General features: G+C 25.7%; 19 protein-coding genes and 1 other annotated feature. Of the genes, 6 read left to right on the top strand and 13 right to left on the bottom strand.

Features of this window, described 5'->3' with window-relative positions; genetic code table 11:
- Positions 1 to 87 precede the first annotated feature (87 nt).
- From ACYQ1T_RS11585 to ACYQ1T_RS11545, 9 genes are all read right to left on the bottom strand, one after another.
- Complete coding sequence (locus ACYQ1T_RS11585; RefSeq protein WP_459834861.1) at positions 88 to 4,044, bottom strand: family 20 glycosylhydrolase; 3,957 nt, start codon at positions 4,042 to 4,044, stop codon at positions 88 to 90.
- A 141-nt stretch (positions 4,045 to 4,185) separates the two neighbouring features.
- Positions 4,186 to 5,493 carry a dicarboxylate/amino acid:cation symporter gene (locus tag ACYQ1T_RS11580; protein WP_459834859.1) on the bottom strand — a complete coding sequence of 436 codons (1,308 nt, stop codon included), beginning with the start codon at positions 5,491 to 5,493 and terminating at the stop codon, positions 4,186 to 4,188.
- 160 nt (positions 5,494 to 5,653) lie between these two features.
- Positions 5,654 to 5,891 (bottom strand) — a binding site (T-box leader).
- Between the two features lie 71 nt (positions 5,892 to 5,962).
- Positions 5,963 to 8,050, bottom strand: a complete 2,088-nt coding sequence (locus ACYQ1T_RS11575) for a cellulose biosynthesis cyclic di-GMP-binding regulatory protein BcsB (protein ID WP_459834856.1) — start codon at positions 8,048 to 8,050, stop codon at positions 5,963 to 5,965.
- A gap of 13 nt (positions 8,051 to 8,063) precedes the next feature.
- Positions 8,064 to 9,314 (bottom strand): glycosyltransferase family 2 protein, encoded by a 1,251-nt coding sequence (locus ACYQ1T_RS11570; protein ID WP_459834853.1) that lies wholly within the window; start codon positions 9,312 to 9,314, stop codon positions 8,064 to 8,066.
- 11 nt (positions 9,315 to 9,325) lie between these two features.
- A complete protein-coding gene (locus ACYQ1T_RS11565) occupies positions 9,326 to 10,618 on the bottom strand; it encodes a DUF2334 domain-containing protein (RefSeq protein WP_459834850.1) in 1,293 nt (430 codons plus the stop codon).
- Entirely contained in the window at positions 10,608 to 11,453 is an 846-nt protein-coding gene (locus ACYQ1T_RS11560; protein ID WP_459834848.1) for a GGDEF domain-containing protein, read from the bottom strand. The genes ACYQ1T_RS11565 and ACYQ1T_RS11560 overlap by 11 nt, the downstream gene beginning before the upstream one ends.
- 4 nt (positions 11,454 to 11,457) lie before the next feature.
- Positions 11,458 to 12,918: a glycan biosynthesis hexose transferase WsfD gene (gene wsfD / locus ACYQ1T_RS11555; protein WP_459834846.1), complete on the bottom strand. Its 1,461-nt coding sequence runs from the start codon at positions 12,916 to 12,918 to the stop codon at positions 11,458 to 11,460.
- 210 nt (positions 12,919 to 13,128) lie between these two features.
- Positions 13,129 to 13,971, bottom strand: coding sequence for a CvfB family protein (locus tag ACYQ1T_RS11550; RefSeq protein ID WP_459834844.1), 843 nt, complete (start codon positions 13,969 to 13,971; stop codon positions 13,129 to 13,131).
- Positions 13,972 to 13,984: 13 nt separating this feature from the next.
- Positions 13,985 to 14,485 carry a gamma carbonic anhydrase family protein gene (locus ACYQ1T_RS11545; protein WP_459834842.1) on the bottom strand — a complete coding sequence of 167 codons (501 nt, stop codon included), beginning with the start codon at positions 14,483 to 14,485 and terminating at the stop codon, positions 13,985 to 13,987.
- Between the two features lie 114 nt (positions 14,486 to 14,599).
- Here ACYQ1T_RS11545 and ACYQ1T_RS11540 point away from each other — a divergent pair, with 114 nt between their 5' ends.
- Entirely contained in the window at positions 14,600 to 15,616 is a 1,017-nt protein-coding gene (locus ACYQ1T_RS11540) for a CehA/McbA family metallohydrolase (protein WP_459834840.1), read from the top strand.
- A 155-nt stretch (positions 15,617 to 15,771) separates the two neighbouring features.
- On the opposite strand, the gene ACYQ1T_RS11535 is transcribed toward ACYQ1T_RS11540, so the two are convergent.
- Complete coding sequence (locus ACYQ1T_RS11535) at positions 15,772 to 16,134, bottom strand: hypothetical protein (protein WP_459834837.1); 363 nt, start codon at positions 16,132 to 16,134, stop codon at positions 15,772 to 15,774.
- A 262-nt stretch (positions 16,135 to 16,396) separates the two neighbouring features.
- Here ACYQ1T_RS11535 and ACYQ1T_RS11530 point away from each other — a divergent pair, with 262 nt between their 5' ends.
- Complete coding sequence (locus ACYQ1T_RS11530) at positions 16,397 to 16,864, top strand: Lrp/AsnC ligand binding domain-containing protein (protein ID WP_459834834.1); 468 nt, start codon at positions 16,397 to 16,399, stop codon at positions 16,862 to 16,864.
- A 69-nt stretch (positions 16,865 to 16,933) separates the two neighbouring features.
- Positions 16,934 to 17,140, top strand: a complete 207-nt coding sequence (locus ACYQ1T_RS11525) for a DUF378 domain-containing protein (RefSeq protein WP_459834832.1) — start codon at positions 16,934 to 16,936, stop codon at positions 17,138 to 17,140.
- Between the two features lie 45 nt (positions 17,141 to 17,185).
- Here ACYQ1T_RS11525 and ACYQ1T_RS11520 read toward each other — a convergent pair whose 3' ends face one another.
- On the bottom strand, positions 17,186 to 18,931 hold the full coding sequence (locus ACYQ1T_RS11520; RefSeq protein ID WP_459834830.1) for a phosphoenolpyruvate carboxykinase (ATP): 1,746 nt from the start codon (positions 18,929 to 18,931) through the stop codon (positions 17,186 to 17,188).
- A 404-nt stretch (positions 18,932 to 19,335) separates the two neighbouring features.
- Entirely contained in the window at positions 19,336 to 20,067 is a 732-nt protein-coding gene (locus ACYQ1T_RS11515) for a lysophospholipid acyltransferase family protein (protein WP_459834827.1), read from the bottom strand.
- 117 nt (positions 20,068 to 20,184) lie between these two features.
- Here ACYQ1T_RS11515 and ACYQ1T_RS11510 point away from each other — a divergent pair, with 117 nt between their 5' ends.
- Positions 20,185 to 21,030 (top strand): ComEC/Rec2 family competence protein, encoded by an 846-nt coding sequence (locus ACYQ1T_RS11510; protein WP_459834825.1) that lies wholly within the window; start codon positions 20,185 to 20,187, stop codon positions 21,028 to 21,030.
- 111 nt (positions 21,031 to 21,141) lie between these two features.
- Here ACYQ1T_RS11510 and ACYQ1T_RS11505 read toward each other — a convergent pair whose 3' ends face one another.
- Positions 21,142 to 21,936, bottom strand: a complete 795-nt coding sequence (locus ACYQ1T_RS11505) for a ribonuclease H-like domain-containing protein (RefSeq protein WP_459834823.1) — start codon at positions 21,934 to 21,936, stop codon at positions 21,142 to 21,144.
- A gap of 266 nt (positions 21,937 to 22,202) precedes the next feature.
- On the opposite strand from ACYQ1T_RS11505, the gene ACYQ1T_RS11500 reads away from it, so the two are divergent.
- Positions 22,203 to 22,424, top strand: coding sequence for a FeoA family protein (locus tag ACYQ1T_RS11500; protein WP_459834821.1), 222 nt, complete (start codon positions 22,203 to 22,205; stop codon positions 22,422 to 22,424).
- 15 nt (positions 22,425 to 22,439) lie between these two features.
- The gene (feoB, locus tag ACYQ1T_RS11495; RefSeq protein ID WP_459834819.1) at positions 22,440 to 24,200 is read left to right on the top strand and encodes a ferrous iron transport protein B; all 1,761 of its coding nucleotides are present in this window, start codon (positions 22,440 to 22,442) and stop codon (positions 24,198 to 24,200) included.
- Position 24,201 lies beyond the last annotated feature (1 nt).

Raw genomic sequence — 24,201 nt, 5'->3', positions numbered from 1 at the left:
TTAAAGATATTTTTTTCTATGCAAAATTTTAAGGACTTAATACAGACTTTTTTTTAATTCATCTATATCAAATCCTTCTTATATTAATTATTTTTCTTTTCTTATTATACTAATAATCTTTTTTCTATTTAAGATTATTAGTAAAACAATAATCAACCCAGGAACTATTATGAAAGCTTTATTAATGTTTTTTGTTTCTGTAACTTTTTCTTCTATTTCAAAAGTTTTCTCTTGCTTTACTCTTGCATTTTCATCTTCAGGTTTCTTTTTTAATGCCTTTATTGATTTTTTCAATACTTCCAATGACTTATCCACTTTTTCCTGTATAGAGTCTTTATCATCATTTATCTTAGTAGCTTCATTTAAAGCTTTCAAAAACTCCTCAAAAGATTTTTTTTCATACTCTTCAGCCTTATTACTATATTTTTCAGACTCTTTAATTTCTTTTTCTAGTTCCTTTTTATTAACAGATTTCACTTCTTTTTCTACTTCTTTTTCTACTTCTTTTTCTACTTCTTTTTCTACTTCTTTTTCTACTTCTTTTTCTTTATTTGATGTAATAACTATACTTCTAGCAATATTTTCTTCAATAATTTTATCATTATTATTTTCAATCTCACTCTTATTTTCATCTGAAACAGCTAAAAATGTTTTATAAGTTTGTACTTTAGGGGTTTCAATAGCTTTTTTTTCATACTTATTTATTTTCGCTACTTCTTTACTCTCACTAACTGTTTTTATGTTATTACTTTCATCAACTACCTTTATCTTATTATCCTCACTTACTACTTTTACCTCTTTATCATTGATAGCTTGTACTACCTTCTCTAAATCTTCTATTGTATTATTTAAATTTTCTATTAGTATATTAATATCTTCTTTTTTAATAGCGCTATTATCTAATGAGCTTTCAGCTTCTTTTAATGAATTTTTAAATACTTTAAAGGATTCTTTCGTATATTCTATTTCATTTAACTTTTTCCCTTCATTTACCTTAGCTTTTAATTCACTAATATCTACTAACATATTTATTGCATCTCTTAAATTTTTATTTACTTCATTAACCTCATCTTGAGTTACATCTTTTTTGGTAGGTGTCGTAATTGATAAATCATAAAACTTCTTAAAATCATTCCATGTATCTTTACTATAGTTAACTTCTAATTTTGTATTTGCTAAATCTATAGTAGAAAGTAACTCATTTAAATTTACTTCTTCTTTTTTTAATGAATTTATAGCTTCTTCTAATTTGGCTACACCATCATTTATCTCATCTTTAGTAGCATTTTCATTTTTCATAACATCTTCTGCAGATGAAATAGCTAATTGTAATGCCTGATAGCTTTCATTAGTATAATTACCTTTTTTAATTTCCTTTGCTTCTTCTATTTTTTTATTTAAATCATTTTTATTAATTGTATAAATAAATGATACTTCATTTATTTTACTCCATTTATCTGTACTTTTTGTTATTAAAATTCTAGCATAATTTGCTTTTTCTTTATTAAAATTTAATTGTACTAACTCATTATTTCCAAACTTGCCAACTGTTTTCCATTCTTTTCCGTCTATTGATACTTGTACATCAGCTGAATTAATAACATCTGTTTTTGCACCTGTTGATATAATTTTTATTCCTGAAAGATCAATTGTATTTCTAAATTTAAATTGAAAATAATCATTTACCTCTTGTGCTCCCTCAATCCATAGAAAAGTTGATTCATCACCATCTAAAGCTCTTGATAAATCATATTTTGTATAACTATCTTTCCAAACACCTTTATTTGCTGTTATTGTAATAAATGGTCCTAAAATAAGATTTTTCTTAGCTACCTTAATTGTATTTACTGAATTATTGATTTCTACTTCAGTCGTATCTATCTTTGTTAATATTTTTTTACCTTCTTCTATTGCTTCTTGATATTTTGAGTAACTTTCTTGTAAATAATCATCCTTATCTAATGTATTACTTATAAGTTCATATAATTCTGCTTTTGAAATATGAATTAACCCTTCTTTTCCTTTATTAATAGCTAAAATAGCTTCATCTAATTGTTTTTGAGTTGCTGCCGAATCCTTTAAACTTACTTTACCTTTTTCTAATGCTTCTTTATATTTTTCAAAAGTAGTTTTAATATATTCTTCTTCCTTTAAAGCATTATCTACTTCATTTTGTAAATTACTTTTATCTGCATATAGTTTGTAAACTATTTTTATCTCTTTAGCTTCTTTACTAAATGTACCTTTTGTATTATTTGGAATAGACTCTACCTTATACCCATAAAGCTTCCTTGCTTTAACTTCATAATTATCCCCTACAACACCATACACTGTTTCATCTTTAGAAATATCATCTCCATTTTCATTAACATACTTTATAATAACCTTTCCTAGCTTATCAGACTTAACTATATCAGCTGCTTTTGGCAGTTCAATATTAAACCCTGGAGCATATCCAAGCTTATCAAAATTAGTTTTAAACTCCTCATAAGTTTTTGTATTTTTGTTAGCATTCCATGATTTTTCTGCCATTGCTCTTAAAGGCTCTCTAATACCATTTTTTACTTCTTCTAATGTTTGAGCTTTTGGTGTATCACTCCATATTGCAAAGGATGCACCTAATAATTGATTAGGATAAGGCTTTTCTATATCTTGTTTTTCTGTACGTGAAATCCATGGGAATGCGCCTGGAGTCCAACCTTCAAAAATTTTCTTTCCTGTAGGATACTTATATCCAGCATTTTCACCTAATACATAATAAAAATAAGAATCATTAAAATTAACAATATTATGACCATTATCTAGAAAATTTTTAACTGTTGCCATATTTCTATCCCATTTAGTCCAATAAGTAATTTCAATTGATTTCTTTAATTTAACTCTTTGTGTTTCATCATATCTATATAAGCCATCATTCCAAGCTCTTGCTGTAAATCCTTTTCCTTCAACATAACTTGCTATATCATTTATATAATCAATGTATGTGTCGATTCCTCCATAATTTTCACCCAAATTATCTTTTGCATATTTTTCCAATATAGGGTATTGATAAAATTTATTAAAATCAATAAACTCATCTGCCCCTATATGAAAATACTTACTTTCATAAAATAATTCTGCATACTCATCAATTAAATCCTTTACAAAACGCCTAGCTTCTGGAAGTGCTATATTTAAAGCTTTTTGCTCTTTTGAACTATATCCATATGATGCTTTTGGTAATTGTAATTCAGGATGTGTTTTTAGAGCTTGTGTTAAATGTCCTGGACTATCAAGTGATGGAATTACACTTATTTTATATTGTTTAGCTATTGCTAATATTTCTTTAACTTCTTCCTTTGTTAAATAATCTTTAGACATAACTTCTGGATGGGAATCACATTGAATTCTAAAACCTTCATTTTCTGAAAAATGTAATTGTAAAGTATTAAGTTTCATCCAAGACATATCTTTAATTTGCTTAATAATCCAATCCTTTGTATAGAACTTTCTTGCAATATCAATATGGAAACTACGTTCTCTTATATCTGGATAGTCTACAATTGTACCATATTCCATACTATCGTTAACTATTAAATATTGCATTAGTGTTCGTACACCATATAAAATTCCTTTTTCATTTTGTGCAGTAACTTTAGCATGTGAACTAATTTCTATCTTGTATCCTTCTTCATTAGTAGTTTCAGTAATTTCTGCTTTTTCGATTACAATATCTCCATCTTTGATTTCAGTTTCTGCTCCATAAACTATAGGCATTACTTCAGAACTTGGCTTTTTTACTGCTGCAAATTCTGAATTTAACAATTTAATAGTTTCTTCTAGGTTATCATTTAGATTATAGCCATCTTTTATAATAACAAAAATTCTTGATGATGCTGTTAATTTCCATTTATCTTTTGATTTTATAGTGTACTCTTGAACGCTAGGTAATGAACTTCCTTTATGTTCATTTTCACCAATTGCATAAGCTTTAGATACTGTAGTATTAAGAAGTAAAGTAGTTGCTACTGTAAAAGTTAATACTAGTTTTGAAAAACATTTCATCTTTCTCTCCCCCTAAAATAGTTGTATTTTATCCCCATTAATTTACCTAATTTTAACATTTTATTAATATTTTGTAAATAACTTAGAGTTAAAACGGGTTATATAAATTTCCATCTATATAACCCGTTTTATTAATAGTTATTAAGCTATTACTTTCTTATCATAATTAAGCTCTTTTCTTTTTTCACTTTCATATACTACAACTGCTGCAACTGATGCTCCTGTTACATTAGTAGTTGTTCTTATCATATCTATTATTGTATCTACAGCCATTACTAGTGCCATGCCCTCTAAAGGTAATCCTAAAGTAGCTAATACTACTGTTGTAGACATAGTTGCTGCTCCTGGAACCCCTGCTATACCAATTGATGAAACTATAGTTGTTAAAATTATTAATAAATAATGATATCCAGTTAAGTTTACATTGTACACATTAGCTACAAAGATTGCTACTATTGCTGGATATAATCCTCCACATCCATTCATTCCTACAGTTGATCCTAAAGAAGCAACAAAGCTAGCTATATTTTCTGATACCTTTGCATTCTCAACTAAACTTTTAATTGTTACTGGTAAAGTACCATAGCTACTTTGGCTACTAAATGCCATAGTTTGTGCAGGTAAAATCGCTTTAAAGAATTCTATTGGATTTCTTCTGGCAACAAATGCTATAAGTGATGTATGAACGCCTGCAATTTGTATTATTACTGCTAAATAAACTGCTCCTATAACAACTATTAAAGACTTTATAGTATCTATTCCATTAGTAGCTGCTACTGTAGCAATTAATGAGAAAACTCCATAAGGTATAAACTTTAATATAATTTTTGTAATTCTTAGAACTACTGAATAAGCTGATAATACAAATTCTTTAAAAGCTTTAACTCTTTCTGGTTTTCTATTATCCTCTATTACTAGTGCAATTGCTATAAATAATGAAAAAATAACTATTGGTATTATTTTATTATCTACTATTGATGCAACTGGATTAGATGGTATCATATCTAATATTACTTTTGAAAGTGTTGGTATTTCTCTTGGTTTAAAGTTTTCTACTGCTGTTAAAGCTATATTTTCACCTAAATTAAATGACTTTGCTATAAATATTCCTATTGCTGATGCTATTCCTGTTGTTCCTAATAACACCGCTACTGACTTAAATCCTATTGTTTTTATTGTTTTTATATTTTTCAATCTTACAGTACTTGTTATTATTGAAAGTGATACTAGTGGAACTATAGTCATTTTAAGAAATCCCATATATCCCTTTCCAATAACTTGTAAGAAAGCTGTATTTTCTTTAAACATAGCTCCTACTGCTAATCCTAATATTAAAGCTGCTAATGTTGATAATGAAAATTTAGCACTTTTATTTTTAACCTTATAGATTATATAAAAAGATACTACTGTTGATATTATTGCTAATAATAGATTTATATTTAAGTTCATGATTATTCCTCCTAAAATTTAAATTCATTTATAATTTATATAATTTTTGCTGGCCAGCAAATAATATAAAGCTTAAATAGAATGCTATTTAGAGTTTGTCATTGTTAAATTATGGATAATTTAATTCTAAATAATAAAAAAAGCCTTCTACCCCTGTATATACAGAGGCAGAAGGCTATACTTCCACGGTTCCACTCTATTTAGACACATAGTGTCTATCTCATCTTAGGTACTTCATACCCTATCTCTATAATGGGAGAACCCATAAAACCCTACTATAATTTCGGATTTTCTGCTCCAAGGGGCACTTCAATAATATTTATTATAGGTTATCTCAGCTAACTAACCTTCTCTGTAATAATAGGATACTATTTACTTTCCCTTATCAATGCATTTAATTCTTAGTAATTTACTTTGATATGATTATATTCCTACTTACTTTTCTTGTCAATAGTTTAATTTAATTTTTTTAGTGTTTACTTTTTTTATTTTTATTAAAGTATAGAATTATTGATACTATAATAAATACTCCCATTAATAAAACAACACCTACTAACCCCTTATCTTTATTTGTTAGTTTTATTATTTTTTCATATACTGGTACTGTTTCCTCTTTTTTAAACTTAAATGTTCTTAAATCCCCATTTTCATCAATAACTGCACAGTCACCTATTAGCTTACTATTAAGCTTTTCATTATATAAATATGCTAATGATTTATTTAATAACTCTTCTTTAGGTGAAGTCATAATTAGCATTGATTTTCTTGGATTATATGGTGATATATCTAATTGAAATGTAGCTATATTAGTTGCAAAATCATCAAGTAAATATAATTTTTCATTAGATATAAATCTATCGAATGAATCATTGTATTTAAACCATAATGACTTATTTAAGTCTTTAATTATTGAATTTGTGTTTGGAGTTCCATATATTATTAAATTCATATCTTTTTCTTTTCCATTTAAATTTGAACTTCTTAGTACTTCTAAAATTCCTATATTATTATTAATTTCTGATCCCATATATGAAACCATTTTTCCAATAGAAGTAAGTTCTTGAGATGATAATTTATCTGGAATTATTAATAAAATATCATTAAATGTTTTATCATATATAAATGGTGATGGTAATTTTTCGAAATTATTTACTGATGAATTATCCTTTCCTTGAATATATAAATATGAATCTCCTGTTATTAATGCCCATGGGCTTTCTTCTTGTCTTTTTTCACAATATGAATCTGTTTGTTCTAAATCAAATGCTATTTTAACTTCTATGTAATTTGAATTCATGACATCATTTGGAATATTTAACTCTACCTCATCTGAAAGTGTTTTTTCTTTTTCAAGCTTCTTACTACCAATAGGGGTATTATTTATATATACAGTTATAAGAGACCTTTTAAAATCTAAATTTTCTGAATATCTAAAGTTTAATTTAATCTTATCACCCTTAGATAAAACCTTATTTTTAGGCATTAAATAAGATATACTTGAACTTCTCCTAAATGGTCCCTTCATTAGTATTTCCTTTAATCCTAGACTTTCAAAAGTTATATTTTCCTCACTTTTTTTAACTCTTACTTCTTCTTGAATATTTGAATTTATTATAAAAGGAACTTCTGATATACTTTGAGATATTAATTCTTCATTCATTAATATTTTAATACCCTTTAATAATAAATTTTTATCATTAGAAATTACTACCATAGCTTTAATATTTTCTTTTTTAACAAAGGGTGACTTAATTATTTTTATTAATCCATTGCTATCTAAATCTACTGTATCTACTTCTTTTATACTAGATACAATCTCTTTTGGTAACTTGTCTTTTCCTCCTATAAAAATAAGGTTAGTACTTATATCCTTCTTTAACTCATTATACTTTACTATTTCTCCATTATAATCCTTATATTTCCCTAAATAAGCTGATAACATTAATGCAGCCGCAAAATCATCATCAGTATAATTTTCACCTAAAACAATTGTAGTTGATTTTTGAAATGGATATGGAAAACTAGATAAATTATTTTCTGAAATCTTATCTCTATAACTTATATTTATCTTTGATGAATCTTTTATGACAAGCCAATTGGCATTATTTACATCATCAGTACATGGTTTTTCTGATACTCTACAATATCCTTCTATTTTAAACTCATTATTTCCTACTTTAATTTTATCTTTAGGAAAATTAATTTTTATATTTTGAATTTCTTTACTAGAATCATATCTAAGTTGTTGAGAATAAAATGGAGTTCCATTTAAAGAAAATGTAATATACGTCTCATCAACTTTATTTATAAGCTCATTAACATCTATTTGTATTTCTCCCTGAATATTTTCAATATTTTGCCATTTATCAACATTAAAATATATACTATGTCCTGAAAATACTCCCCTTAATACAACATCATTTCCTATATCTTGTGATTTAGTTATAATTTCATTAGTTAAACCTTCAGCATTTACTCTATTATTTATATTAGTAGCTAATAAAATAATAAATATTATACTTAGTACAACTGTTAATTTTTTAATTAAGTTCCTCATAATAACCTCCAGTTTAAAATCTTTCAGTTTTATACCATTTTGCCTCTCTCTTTAACACAATATCCTTTAAATAATTATAAAATCCAAATGATGCTACTACTCCCCATAATTTGCAATATGTAAAATACATAATCATTATTACAAATAAGTTTTTTAACGTAAGCTCTCCCTTTTCTGTAGAAATAGAAACTAATATAGATAAAAGAAATACCAAATATGCCATTAACCAAAGAATTAAACCATATCCCAAAATATGTAATTTTACAAGACCTGATGCTCCTAATATAAATGCTATATCTGATATGACAGTAGCTGATAAAAAGAAAAAATATATCATTACATAATAAAGTATATCAAATTTTGTTACACCTGCATTTTTAGCAAATAGATATTTAAAGTTTTTAAAAACAACATAAGTATTTCCTTTTGCCCATCTAGCTCTTTGCTTAAACCATACATTTAATGTTTGTGGCTCCTGCTCCCAAGTTACTGCTAGAGGCATAAATTTTATTTTATATCCCATTCTATATATTCTAAAACTTACTTCTGTATCCTCTGTAATTGCCTTTGTATCCCAGCCCCCCATAGCCTCAATTATACTTCTTCTAATAACAAAGTTTGTTCCTGGAATAGTACATAAATTAAATAATTGCCATCTTCCTGCTTGAGCCATCCATTGAAATGTTATTGTTTCAATATTAATAAATCTTGTTAATAAATTTACACTTTTATTTCTACATCTAAACTTTCCAATTACTGCCCCAAGATTAGTATCTTCCGCTAGTGTATGTACCAAATATTTTAAAGCCATTTTCTCCGGAGTATTATCAGCATCATAAACTGCTAATACTTCTCCCTTACTTTTGCTATAGCCTATATTTAAAGCCGTGGATTTTCCTTTTCCTCCAGTTTTATTATCAGTATTTATAATCACTAAATTTCTTTCTTTATTATTATTTTTTATCTTCTGTAATATTTGGGCTGAATTATCACTTGAATTATCATTTATAACTATAATTTCATATTTATCATTAGGGTAATCTAAGGCTAACAAAAATTTAACTGTTTTTTCTATAACAACTCCCTCATTATGAGCTGGAACTAAAATTGATACAAATGGATATTCTTTAAGATTTTCTTTTTTATTTAACTTTAGTGTTTTTGAGTAGTATATATATCCTCCTACTACTAAAATTACATTAATAAAAATTATTATCCATATAACTAAAAGAGAATATAGAACTAAATAATCTAATAAATTCAAAATTTTGCTCCTTATTTATAAAATTTTCTTTTATTTTTTATCCTGCTATTTAAAGCTATTATTATTAAAACTATAACTATAACAAAAGTTACAATTATTATAATATTGTTTACTTTAGATAAATCCACTCCTAATTTTTCATCCTTTATATCAGTATTTTCTTTATTAAAATATTTATTAAACTCTTCTTTTGATATATATTTTTTTATATTAATATTTTTATTATTTAACAATACTATATTGTTACTACCTTCTAGCTTATTAATTCCTAAATTTATATTTGTATATACGTTTGCTAAATCACTTATATAAATATTATTATCCTTTAATTTATTAATTTCTTTTTCAAAATCTTCAAATGAAATATCTGCTTTTATTTTATATGCCTTATTACAATAATTCTCTTCTTTATTTTTAATTTCATCCAAATTAACTTTTTCTATTACATTTTCTATTTTTTTAATTGAATATTTAGTTATAAAGTTATTATTTGTTTTATCTTCTTTACTTAATAAAATTGTATTTGATTTACTTATATATTCTTGTATCCCATCTTTATAAATCCATGAATTTTGTATATCTAATGCTCTTGGATATACCCAATAGTTAATATAGTTATTTTGTGCTATATCCATATTTTCTAATACATTTTTAATATCTGCCTCTGTATTATCCTTTAAATAAATATAGGGATTATGTAAAACTATAGTTCCACCTTTTGCTTGCGCATATCTTAATACTTCTGCAAATCTTTGCATAGATTGAGAATTATAATTTCTAAAAACTGGCATCACTGAAACTATAAAATTAATTCCATTTTTATATAAATAATCTATCTTTTCTACAAGTCCATTTAAATCTTCAAAAGGATATACTTCATCTAAAACCAAGTAGTTTTTATATTTTTTATTTTCTTTATTAAAAAATTTAGGCAAATTTTTTTTAAAACTATTTTTTGTTTCCTTATTAATAATAAATATAGTAGAGTTATATATTTTTAAATCTTTCTCTATATGTTCTGATAACCGCTCTTCACTATTTAAAATAACTATTACTCCATTATATTTTTTTAAATTTCCTTCTTTATAATCCTTAAATCTTACTATATCTAATGTCCTATTTAATGTTATAGCTACGTTTACTACTTCATTTAGTATATTTTTATCCTCTTCAAATTCTTTATAATAATCATATAAAATAAGAATTTTTTCTTCTTCTGCTAAGCACTGTTTACTTTGAAAGAAACAATTTATTATAATTAAAATACATATTATTTTAGCTAGAAATCTTCTTTTAGAAATCATATTCTAACTCCCTTTTTGCATTTTCAATAATTTCTAAAGGGTCATCTTCTTTTCCATTACATTCATAGAATCCAACTTCTATATCTATCTTAATATTTTTTTCTATATTATTTTTAAAATCTATATTTTTTATTCTTTTTTTCACCCTATCTTTTACAACCTCTGAACCTAACTCATTAGTTATCAAGATATATCCAAAAGTATTTTCATCTAAAATATATTTTCTATCTTCAACTCTTAAACAATTATTTATATTTTCCGAAACTTCAACTAATACATCCTTAAAATTTTTCTTTCCTACTACTCTTTTTAATTGATCACTATACTTAAATCTAACTACCATTAAAGTAACAGGCAACTTATACCTTCTGTTCATACTTATATATATTGGTATATCATTAATAAACGCCTTTATATTTCTTATACCCGTTAATTCATCTATCATTTTCAACTCTCTATTTGACTTTTTTAGTAATATTACCTCATCCTGCAAATAAATTAAAACCCTGCTTAAATATACCATTATAGCAGCTGTTAATGGTATTGCTACTATCCAAAAATAAACATTAATTCCTATTGGGATACCTTTTCTAAGACTCTCATATAGGTTATAGCTTGAATATACAAAATCTGCAATTAAAGTAATTAAAAGAGTACTTGTAATATCTGTATAATAAGCAATTATTGCAACTATCATTAATGAAGTTAACATTATATAATTTTCCATTGTTCCTTTAAAATTCATAGTTGATACTACCATTGCTAGGAAAAAGAAATATCCTATTGTAATGGTTAAAATAATATCTAATCTTTTTCTTAAATCAAGTTTATACATTTTATTACCTCCCAAAGTTTTCCTCTCTTATTACTATAAAATATTTAATAATGTATATAAAAATAAGATCAAAGCTTAAGTTATACATAAATAAGTGTTTTCCTAAATCTGCATCACCTGCACCTACTATAGAAATAACTACCTGTGAAATACCTACTAAGAATATATAAAAATACCCCTCTTCAAATAGCATAGCATCTATATCATTTGTTTTTATTGCTTTTATATAATTTTTAATTCCTTGGAATAAATATATTCCCAAATAAAGTAATGTGAAAAATAACCCCTTAGGAAGTATATATTCTTTAAAGCTACTCCAACATGCAAAGAAATATGATTTAGCCCCAAACTTCTTTCCTTCTATCTTTTCGTAGTTTCCCATTACTTTTGGTCTTATTGAGTATGCATTTTTAGATGCTAAATCTAACATTTTAATAACCTTATTTGGATTTTTTATGTAGTAGAAAAAAATACTTAAAACAGAATATCTACTATAAAAGTTTTCTTTTAACTTTTCATCATCTGGTTTTATCATCGGTATCTTTTCAAAAAATATTTCATTTTCCAATAAGGAATATTGAGAATATATACTAAATTTTTTTAATATCTCTTCCGAATCATCCTCATGTAATAATATTCCTCTAGTCATTGCATGATATCTATTTATATAATCAAAATCTCCTGATATTGATTTATAAAAGTAAACTGAAGAAGATAAAAATAATATTATTAAACTTACTAATAATCCTTTAAATAAATTATCTTTTTTTACCTTTATCATTCTTAATAATATAACTGCTATAAAGATACCAATTGGAGCTAATTGCTGCTTTGATCCAAAAAATAAAAATGATGCTATTGAAAAGTTTAATATATAGAAAATTTTATACTTACAAAATTTATAAATATATAAAAGAATACCTACACTAAATATAAAACACGATGTATTAACTCCCTCACCAAAAAAAGAATTAAAATATGCAACGTACCCAGTATCTGCAAATATAATTACAAAAACAATAGTAATTATTAATTTGTGTATTTTAGTTTTTATATCATCTGTAAAAACCCTAATTAATAAATATATTCCTATACAATAAATTATTAAATATATTGCTGCAAGTATTCTTATATCAAATATATCATCATTTGTTATAACTTTATCTATATTAACTGCAACCTTTATAAAAAAAGATTGTGTAGAAATTAGCGTTTTTTCATTTTCATTATTATATTTATAAATACCATACTCTTTATTAAAATATCCTAAAAAAATATCATCATTATCTTTAGGTAAATGATATAAATCATTTTGACTTATAATTCTAAAATAGTCACCATTATCTGCAACACCTATTATTGGTTTAATAAATAATGTTGAAATACCTATTAATAATAAAATTATAGTTCCATAAAGAGGATATTTTATCTTTTCAAAATTTCTATTAAATATATTATCTGTCATATTTTCTCCTTATATTTAAACTTATTACACCTTTATTCTTGTTATATGTAAAATCTTAATTTAATAATAGTAAAAATTTAAATATATTTTAAAAATCAAAATAGAATTATCAAATAAACTAGTAATTTATCTTATTAGTTTTATAAATTAAAAAAGAGGCTAATTTTTAAAAATCATTAGCCTCTTTTTTTATATTTTTATTCAGTTAATTTATTTTATTCTAGTTCCTTCTGAATCTTGAACTATTTTACCTTGCTTCATTAATCCACCTAATGCCATTTTAAAATAGTTTTTACTTGTTTTGAAAATTGCCTTTATATCATCTGGCTTAGATTTATCATTTAATTTCATAAATCCGCCATTTTTAATCATATAGCTTAATATATCTTCTTGTAATTTATCTCTTTCGTTTAATCTAGTTTTTCTTGGTGTTAAGCCTATCATACCATCTTCATGTACTATTTTAACTCTTAACTTCATTTCTTCACCTGGAAAAACTTCTGTAAAATACTCATTAGCTACAACAAGCCCTCTATATTTAGAATCTATTGCAACATTTAATGTTCCTGATTCTGTTCTTGAATATACTTGTGCAGTTACCTCATCTCCGATTTTATATAAAGCTTCTGCTTCTGATGCATATTCTAAATATTTTTCAACATCCGTAGTAGCTGCAAGTCTTCCTGTTTTATCAAGGTATATATAAAATAGATATTTATTTCCTGTCAGTAATCTAAATCTTTGTTCTTTTATAGGAACAAAGATATCTCTGTCTAAACCAAAATCAATAAATGCACCAAATTTTGTTTGATAAACAACCTTTAAATAAGCAATTTCTCCTACAGTTGCTAAAGGTGTCTTAAAAGTTGCTATAGGTCTGTCTTTAGAATCCCTATATACAAAAACTTTTACTATTTCTCCTTCTGATAATGACATTCCTTCTGTATTGGATTTTGGAAGTAGCACTTCATCTCCACTTTCATCTCCTATATAAAATCCGAAATCTTTTTCTCTTTTAATTTTTAATTCATTATATTCGCCTATATTTATCATTTTTCCTCCTAATTTATAGATACTTTTTACTTAAATTCACATATGTATCTGCTGATAATTGTATTTTTTTAATTTCTTCTTCTGTAAGGTTTCTAATAACCTTTGCTGGACTACCTAATATAAGAACTCCTTCTGGAAACTCTTTTCCTTGGGAAATTAAAGAACCTGCTCCTATAATAGTATTCTTTCCTATTTTAGCTTCATTTAGTATAATTGATCCCATTCCAACTAGAACATTATTAGAAATTTCACATCCATGTATTATTGCTCCATGACCTATAGTTACATTCTTTCCTATATAAGTCCCACAATGACCATCTACATGTATAACTGAATTTTCTTGTATGTTTGTATTTGCTCCTATGAAAATTTTATTCATATCTCCTCTTAGTCTAGTTCCAAACCAAATATTTACATCACTTTCAATAACAACTTCTCCTATTATATCAACATTTTCTGAAATATAGCAAGTTTTATCTATTACTGGAGCTTTTCCTCCAAATTCCTTAATCATACTATCAACTCCTTATCTAATTAAACTTATTTTATCATTACCTAATATTATTGTCATTATTTATAATGATTTAATACTATATATAGATAAGTAATAATTTAAGTGAGGGTTATTTTGGGAAAGAAAAAACACAAAAAAATAAAGGGGTTTGATCAAAATAATTTAAAATTTTATTATGGTATTCCCCACTGTCATACTGGTTACTCAACTGGTAGGGGAAACCCTCTTGAAGCCTATGAATATGGTCGTAAAGCAGGTTTAAATTTTATGTTTATAACTGATCATAACTCTTTTCTATCTAATGAAGTATCTATTAAAGATGAGGGCTTTACAAGATGGCAAGGTGCAAGATATTATGCAGCAAAATTTAAAAAGAAATATGAAGAATTTTTACCTTTAGTTGGATTTGAATGTAAAACCACTTCTTATGGGGATTTAAATATATTAAACTCTTCAACTTTTTTTACTGGTGTGGTAAAAGATTTAAAGCTTTTGGCTCTTTGGATGCTTAATAATCCTGATGCTTTAATTTGTATAAATCATCCACATAAAAATATTAGATCTTTAATTTACAATCCAGTATTTAATAAGTTAATAACATGTATAGAAGTTGGCAATGGAAATCCACTAGGTAAATATACTCGCCACGATAAATATTATTTTCACCTTTTAGATAATGGTTGGAAACTTGGTGCAATAAATGGACAGGATAATCACAGAGTTAACTTTGGTGATTCTGAAAATCTTACTGTATATATTGGTAATAACCTTTCTAACGATGAGTTAATAAGTGCTTTTAGAGCAAGGCGAACCTACTCTACAGAATCTAGATTTTTAAAATTTTATTTTACAATTAACTCTAGTTTTATGGGGGAAGAAATTATTTTAAATAATAATAAATTAAAAATAATGATTTTTGCAGATGATATCCGTTATAAAATTAAAGAAATACAAATTATAACTAATAAAGGAACTTTAGTTAAAAGTGTAAATAATATTAACTTAAATAGCATTAAATATATTTATGAACATAATTATTCACCTACTGAAAGTTGGTATGTAATAAAAATAATTCAGGAAGGAGATAAAATTTCATTTAGTTCACCTATATTTGTTAGTAAAAATCCATAATGCTATATTATAAAAAATGGAAAATTGATAATTACAATATATTTAAATCACTTAAGGATTTTCTATATTATATATCATCAATTTTCCATTTATTTTTATAAATAAAAATTCTTATATTTTCTATAATTAATAAATAGCTATCTTTATTATAGTATTTATTTTTTTTGATTTTGCATATGTTTTACTCTATTTGGTTTAGCCTTAGGTCTTATTTCTATTTTCTTTTCTTGTCTCTTAGGGCCACCAGTTGTTTGAATATCAATAAACCATAAGAAAAACCAAACTATTACTAATGTAACAACCATAGTAAAGGTCATTGAAAAAACTGGATTCTTAAAAATTTCCAACTCTAATTTTGGTATGAACACTTGTAAAGCAAATACTACTAAAGCGATTGCTAAAGGTATCCATTTATTTATTTTAACTTTAGAAAATACATATTTTCTTCCTACATTAAAAAGTAACACAGTTATACCAAGCATAATTGCAAAATATACAATTGTAGTAAAAAATCCCATAGTATTATTCCTCCTTTTTTAAACTTATAATACTATATTAAAAGAAAACATCTTTATTTTCAAGTAATATAGACTTTAAATATTTGTAACATATTATTAATATTCAACTTTTATTTATACTTATATAGCTTTTGTATGTTTTTACCAAAATATTAATAATCTAAATTTATTTTATTTAATTTATTATTTTCACTTCTATTTTATTAATTAATTTGATAAAATAAAAGAAGAAATTATAAAATCGTTAATAAGAGGTGATGATATGGGTTTAAATCAAACCTATCAATTAGATGAACTTGATCTTCAAATCTTAGATTTACTAATAAAGGATTGTAGAACTCCTTACTTAGAAATAGCAAGAATTTGTCATGTTAGTGGTGGTACTATACATGTTAGAATGAAGAAAATGGAAGAACTGGGAATTATAAAAGGGACAAGAATACTACTTAATTTACCTAAACTTGGTTATGATGTATGTTGCTTTGTTGGTATTTATGTTGATAAAACCTCATCCTTCTCTTCTGTATTTGATGAACTATCTCAAATAAATGAAGTTGTAGAATTACATTTAACTACTGGAAATTATTCTATCTTTGCAAAAGTTATTTGTAAAAACATTTCTGATCTTCAACATATACTACTTAATAAAATTAATTCAATTCCTGGTATTCAAAGAACTGATACTTTCATTTCTCTAGAACAACCAATTGATAGAAATATTACAATATAATTTACGTATAAAAACACTCCTTTTGGTTACACTAATCATTGTAAACCTATTTATAAAGGAGTGTTTTTTATGAAAGTTTTAGATTCAATAGCACTTATATTAGTTATAGTGGGAGCTGTAAATTGGGGTTTAATTGGTTTTTTCCAATTTGACTTAGTAGCATCTTTATTTGGTACAATGACTGCTTTCACTAGAGTTATATATGCACTTGTTGGAATAGCAGGTCTATATTCTTTATCTTTCTTTGCTAAAGATAAATATATGAGTTCAAACTAAATAAAGATAAAAAAGAGGGATTTTTAAAAGAATCCCTCTTTTATTTTATAATTTTTTTATTATATCAAATAATTCTAGTGCAGCATTTTTAGGACCTTCTTTTTCTTGTCCTTGTACTGCTAAACAAGTCTTTATTTGACCTACCTTTACAGTACCTTTAAACATCGCATCAAAGTATCTATCTATTAATATATTTGTTTCAGCTTGCTTTTGAGCTGGTCCAAATGGATTAGCAAAATAACTTTCAACAAGACCTGTTTCTGATGTAGTTCCCTTAGCCATTCTAGCGCCTGACTTAAATACTTCAATAGCTTCCTTTGGAGTCTTAAAGTATTCTATAGAATTTTCACCTTCTAAAACTTTAGTATAGTTATTCGCATATAAGAATAAATCAACTTCATATCCTTTAATTATTTCTTTATATGGTGAAACCGGCATAACTAGTCTTGCATTTATCTTATCTGGATTCATAAATATACTTCTATCTATCTCTTTAAAAGCATATCCTTGATCTAAATCATCTAGTCTTACAAAAGCCCCTATTTCTGTTCCATACCCAAATATTCTTCCATCTACTTCTTTGAAAGTTCCCATGTCATCGAATATTATTGTCATGTTACTTATATAATCTTCACTTAAAGCTCTAAAGGCCTCTAAGCTTTCTGATTTACCAGCACCACTATCACCCATAATAACTACATTTGCACATTTTCCACTCTTTAATTCAATATTAACCATTGCACCATGTATTGGTAAATATCCTCTTTTAATCATAAATAGATTATGAAGTGTTAATGTCATCTTTTTTATATATCCAAAGTAATCAATAGAATCTGAATGACTTACATAACCTAACATAATATTATTTTCTTTATCATCATAAAATACTTCTTTATGCTCACCAGTATTATCTGTAGCTCCAAATACATAAACTATATCTGGCTTTCTACCTCTATACTCATCTCTTCTAGCCATTTCAAATAAATTACACAAAGTTATTCCATGTTGCATAAAATCTCTATGGAAATAAATAAATGCTAAAAGCTCCCCAACCTTTGCTGGATAACAGAACCAGTGATTTCTATTTAAAGATGCATCTTTTAATGGATTTTCATTTATTTCTTTAAACATACCGCTTCTTGTATTCTTCTTTGGATATGTTATAAATGGAGTTTCTAGTAAAATGCTATCAATAAACTCTATATCTTCTAATGCTTCATATCCATTTGGTGTTGGCCATAAAACTTTATTTATCATTATTGATGAATTTCCACCTGCAGGTATTTGTCTAAAAACATTAGGCTTATATCCAAGAACATTTTTTTCTATTTTTCTATATAACTTTAATATAAGATTTGAAAAGGCTGAGTTTGCTTCTGTAAAGCTCATTGCTGATAATCCTTCTTGAAGCTTATTGTTATGAATAATTGTATACCTTTCTAATCTTCTCCAAAATAGGTAAAATTCTTCTATAAATGCAATAAATAAATCTTTATCATCAAATAAATCTTTATAACGAGGATTTGCTTCTACTATTTCATGTACATTCATAACAGTACAATATTTAGCTATTTTAGCTATATCTCTAGAAATTTTATTAATTTCACCTGTTTTTAATCCTTTTTCTAAGTATCTCCAACTTACTGATAACTTATTTTTTGAAATCTTTAAATAACTTTCAATTACTCTTCTAAACCCTTCACTATCTAATAATGTCTCAAAGTTATTACAATACTTAGCTGTAAAATTAATTAGAACTTTATCATTACTCATGGAAAACTCTTTACGCATGGTTTTGCCCCCTTTTGAATTTTATATTTATCAAAAATTTCATTTTTCTTTTATTTTTCTCTATTATAGCATATAATATGCAATTTTCAAAAGAATGATTATTCATTTTTCGCAATTATTATCAAATTATCAAAAATAATCCTCAAGAAAACATTTTCAATTATCTTTTACCAATAATTATTTACAATATTAATAACCATAACGAAATATATTTACTAATTAATAAATATATTACTTACCAGTATGAACATTGTATAACTTTTTAAATATACATTCGTAAAATTATGGAATAAAAAAAGGCTGTCGCTCTAAGAATGTACACCACAATATATTATACTAGCTTTTAACTTATAAAACACTATATTGTATGTAAGTACCTTAACTTGACAGCTACTTTTTACTTTTTACTCTTGATTAAGTTCTCTTGCTATAAAGCCTCTTACTTTATCCATTAAGGCTTTTTCTTCTTCTCTTGTTAAATTATCTGTATAAATTGCTTTTCCAAAAGTTACTTTTAAATCTATAGATTTAAATTTATTATCTATTTCAAAAGCTCTATAAGCTCCATCTATTGCTACTGGAATTATAGGCGCCTTTGCTTTTGTAGCAAGTTTTAAACTTCCTTTTTTAAATTCTCTAAGTTTTCCATCTTTACTTCTTGTCCCTTCCGGAAAAATAGCCATACTATAACCTTTTTTAAGATTTTCTGCACCTTCTTGTATAACTCTTATAGCTTCCCTTGTATTTTCTCTATCTAAGGCTACACAATTATACTGTTTCATCCAATATCCTATAACAGGAGTTTTTAACATTTCCTTTTTTGCAATGAACCCCATAGATCTTTCTGCTGAATCTATTAAAAGCGGGATATCTAATATACTTGTATGGTTTCCAATGAAGCAACATGCTTCATTTGGAATATTTTCTTTTCCTATTACAGTTACATTCATTTTTATTGATCTATTTATAGTATAATCAGCCCAATCACGACCAACCTTTGCACTATATTCAAATCCTGCTTTACTTCCTTTTGTTTTTCTTATATACCATAATTTAATAGATTTTAATCTAAGTGCTACCATATATAATAAATAATTAATTCCTTTTAAATACATTCCCATTTTTTCACCTACCATATTTATTTTGTAATAATATTATAGTTTCATATATTTTTTTATTCAATAACAACTTTTTCTTTTATTGTAATTCTCATTAGTGTAAAATATTTACACAACATACTAATTGGAGGTTTTATGAAAAAGAAAGTATCCTTTATATTATTGTCAGTACTAATGATAATTTTAGTCGGATGTACTAATTCAAAAGATTCAAACTTAAATGAGAATTTATTCCTTGTTCATTATATTGATGTTGGTCAAGGAGATGCGATTTTGATTCAAGTTAACAATAAAAATATGCTTATAGATTCTGGCCCTAAAAGCGAAAAAGATAAACTTTTTTCATATTTGAATTCACTAAAAATAAAAAATTTAGATTACGTTATTGCAACCCATCCTCATGAAGATCATATAGGAAATATGGCAGATATTATAAGTAAATATAATATAACTAACTTTTATGCTCCAAAGGTTACGAGTAATACTAAAGCTTTTGAAAGAATGGTTGAAGAATTAATAAGCAAAAATTTAAATATTAAAGTAATAAAAGCTTCTATATCTTCTATAGATTTAGGTAGTAAAACAAATGTTGAAGTCTTTTCGCCAAACTCTAGTGATTATGGAGATAATCTAAATAATTTTTCACCGATTATAAAGATTACTTTTGGTGAAAACTCATTTTTATTTACTGGAGATGCTGAAAAAAAATCAGAAGATGAAGTCTTGAAAAATAACTATGATTTAAATTGTGATGTTTTAAAAATAGGTCATCACGGTTCAACAACTTCAACTAGTAAAAATTTCTTAAAAGCTATTTCTCCAACTTATGCTATTATTTCTGTTGGTAAGGATAACACCTATAATCATCCAAATAAAAAAATAACCTCCTTATTAGATGAAAATAATATTACTACTTATAGAACAGATATTGAAGGTAATATTATTTTAGTTTCTGATGGAAAGGAAATCTATAAAAAATAGCTATTTAGTAAACAATATACCTTATAATAAATGATAGATGCTCCCATGAAAAACCTTTGGGAGCATCTATCATTTAAGAATTTCTTCTTAAATTAATAAACTTTTTTTAATTTAAGCTTCTTCTACTTTTTTATTTATATTTGATTTCTTATTAATTTTAATTTCTGCAAAAACTTCACTATTTTCTGTATCCTCAGTGATAGTTTCATTTGGTAAATCATTATTATCCTCTTCAAAAATATCTTCATTTTCATCTTCTATATCTTCTTTAAAAACATAGCTTTCCCATAAAGTGTAGATAATATAAAGATTAGTTACATCTTGTTCATTATAAAGAAGTATATTTTCTATTTTCTCTTTTGGCATTCTAATAATATACTCTCTATCTTTTAAAACCTTATGAAATGTCTTAGCTAAGTTAGACCCACTAATAACATCCCCCTCTCTATGAATTCCAAATTCTTTCTCTAAATTCTTTAATCCTATAGAGTGTGTTTTTTCCTTTTCGTATTCTCTTTGAATATCTATATCCTCAAATTCTTTAGAAAAATCAAAGTTTATATTATACTTCTTAAACAAGTAGTTAATAACGGTGTAATCATTATTACCTGAAAAAGTTACTATGGCCTTTTTTCCTTGATTTTTCATATTTACAAAGTATTTTTTAGCTAAAATTAAAATATCTATTACTTCATTTTTGTTTTCAATCATATATTGGGTAACATAAAGTTTACTGTTTTTATACACACAAGCACCAAAAACTCCAATACATTTAGGTTTCTTATATACATAATGCTCTAGGTCAAAGAATATAAGTTCCTCTGGAGTTCTATTGATTTCATTGGTATTTAACATAAACTCTTGTGATATAGGTTCAACCTCTATAATATTTTCACGAATTATCACGTTATCACTCTTTCTTCCTTATATTTATCACCTTTTTAAAAATTACTTGTTTATATATCATACTATTTTATTATATCATCTTTTATTCTAAATATAAAAATAAATATAATATATAATCACTACTTATATATTATTATGTTTACTTATTTTTGTGCCTTAATATATAGCTGAAAATAAATTTCAACTATATTTAAAAAACATTGACTATTTAGTATGTTTTTGCTATTATAATACCATGATAATGATTTTCAATATGAGGTGGAGATATGAGTATTTGCGATTTAAAATTAGGGGACAAGGCTATAATAGAATCAATTAGTGGTGATGAAAAACTTGCTAAAAGATTATCCGCATTAGGATGTATAAAAGGTACTGAAGTAGAGCTTAAAAGAGTTGCTCCACTTGGAGATCCTATAATTCTTAATCTTAGGGGATTTGACTTAGCAATCAGAAGAAAAGATGCTAAAAATATTTTTTTAGCAATTTAGGGGGAATATAAAATAATGAAGACAATTGCACTTCTGGGTAATCCTAATGTTGGTAAAACAACATTATTTAATAGCCTAACAGGATCAAATCAAAAGGTGGGTAACTGGGCTGGGGTTACAGTAGACAAAAAAGAAGGTTTTTTTGACGATATTAAAATTGTTGATTTACCTGGTATATATGCTATGGATACTTTTTCAAATGAAGAAAAAATATCTAAAAGCTTTTTAGAGACTGATGAAGTTGATGTTATATTAAATATAGTAGATGCTTCTAATATAGATAGAAACCTTTATTTAACTACACAGTTAAAACAATTTAAAAAACCTATTATATTAGCTGTTAATATGATAGATGTTGCTGAAAAAAAAGGAATAAATATAGATTATAATAAACTATCAGAACTTATGCAAGTTACAGTAATTCCTATAATTGCTTCTAAAGAACAAGGAATTTCTGAAATCAAAGAAGCATTAAAGTCTGGTAATTTTTTAAGTTCAAATAACGATAATGATTATCACTTCAATAATGAAAGTGAAGCTTATGAATTTATAGAAAATTTACTATCTAAATGTAGTAAAAAAGATTTAAGTAAACAGAATAATTTAAAAGATAAATTAGATAACTTTTTCTTAAATCCATGGCTTGCCTATATAATATTTATAGTTATTATGGCTTTAATGTTCCAAGTAACATTTTCATGGGTTGGACAACCTTTATCTGATATGTTAGATGGATTCTTAAACGATTCTCTTCTACCATACGTTTCTGAATTACTATCTAATACTGCACCTTGGTTTAAATCATTAATAGTTGATGGTATTATAGCTGGTGTAGGTGGAATAGTAGTATTACTTCCTATAATACTTTCTTTATTTGCTTGTATATCATTTTTAGAAGATAGTGGATATATGGCAAGAGTTGCTTTTATAATGGATAAGCTTATGAGAAAGATGGGACTTTCAGGTAAAGCCTTTATTCCAATGATAGTTGGTTTTGGTTGTACTGTTCCTGCCATTATGTCTGCAAGAACTTTAGAAAGTGAAAAAGATAGAAAACTTACTGCATTATTAGTTCCATTAATGAGCTGTAACGCAAGGTTGCCTGTTTATGCTGTTTTTGCTGCTGTTTTCTTCCCTAATTATGCTGGATTAGTAGTGGCATTATTGTACTTACTAGGCGTTGTTTTAGCATTTATATTAGGTATTATATTTAAAAATACTTTCTTTAAGAAAGATGAAGAACCTTTTATAATTGAACTACCTGAATACAAAAAACCATCTTTAAAAAATATGGTAAAACAAGTTTATGAAAAAGCAAAAAGTTTCTTAATTAAAGCAGGAACTATAATTTTTGCAATGAGTGTTGTTATATGGTTCTTATCAAACTTTAATCTTACAGGAATGACTGATGTTAATGATAGTATGTTAGCTTCAATTGGTAATTTTATAGCTCCAGTATTTAGTCCTCTTGGATTTGGAAATTGGCAAAGTTCAGTTTCATTATTAACTGGATTATTAGCTAAAGAAACTGTTGTAGCTTCTATGGAAATTATATTTGCTGGTGATTTAACAGCAATGCTTCCTCTTCATTTTACAGCAGCTTCTGCACTTTCATTCCTTGTATTTGTATTATTATATACACCATGTATATCAGTGCTTGGAGCTATGAAAAAAGAATTTGGTAATAAATTAACTTTATTTTCTGTTGCTTACCAACTAGTATTAGCATGGGTAGTATCATTTATAGTCTTTAATATTGCAAGATTATTTATATAAA

Source organism: Clostridium carnis (genome assembly GCF_054657435.1).
The sequence above is the reverse complement of the archived record's forward strand: the minus strand, read 5'-3'. Positions and strand labels throughout refer to the sequence as shown.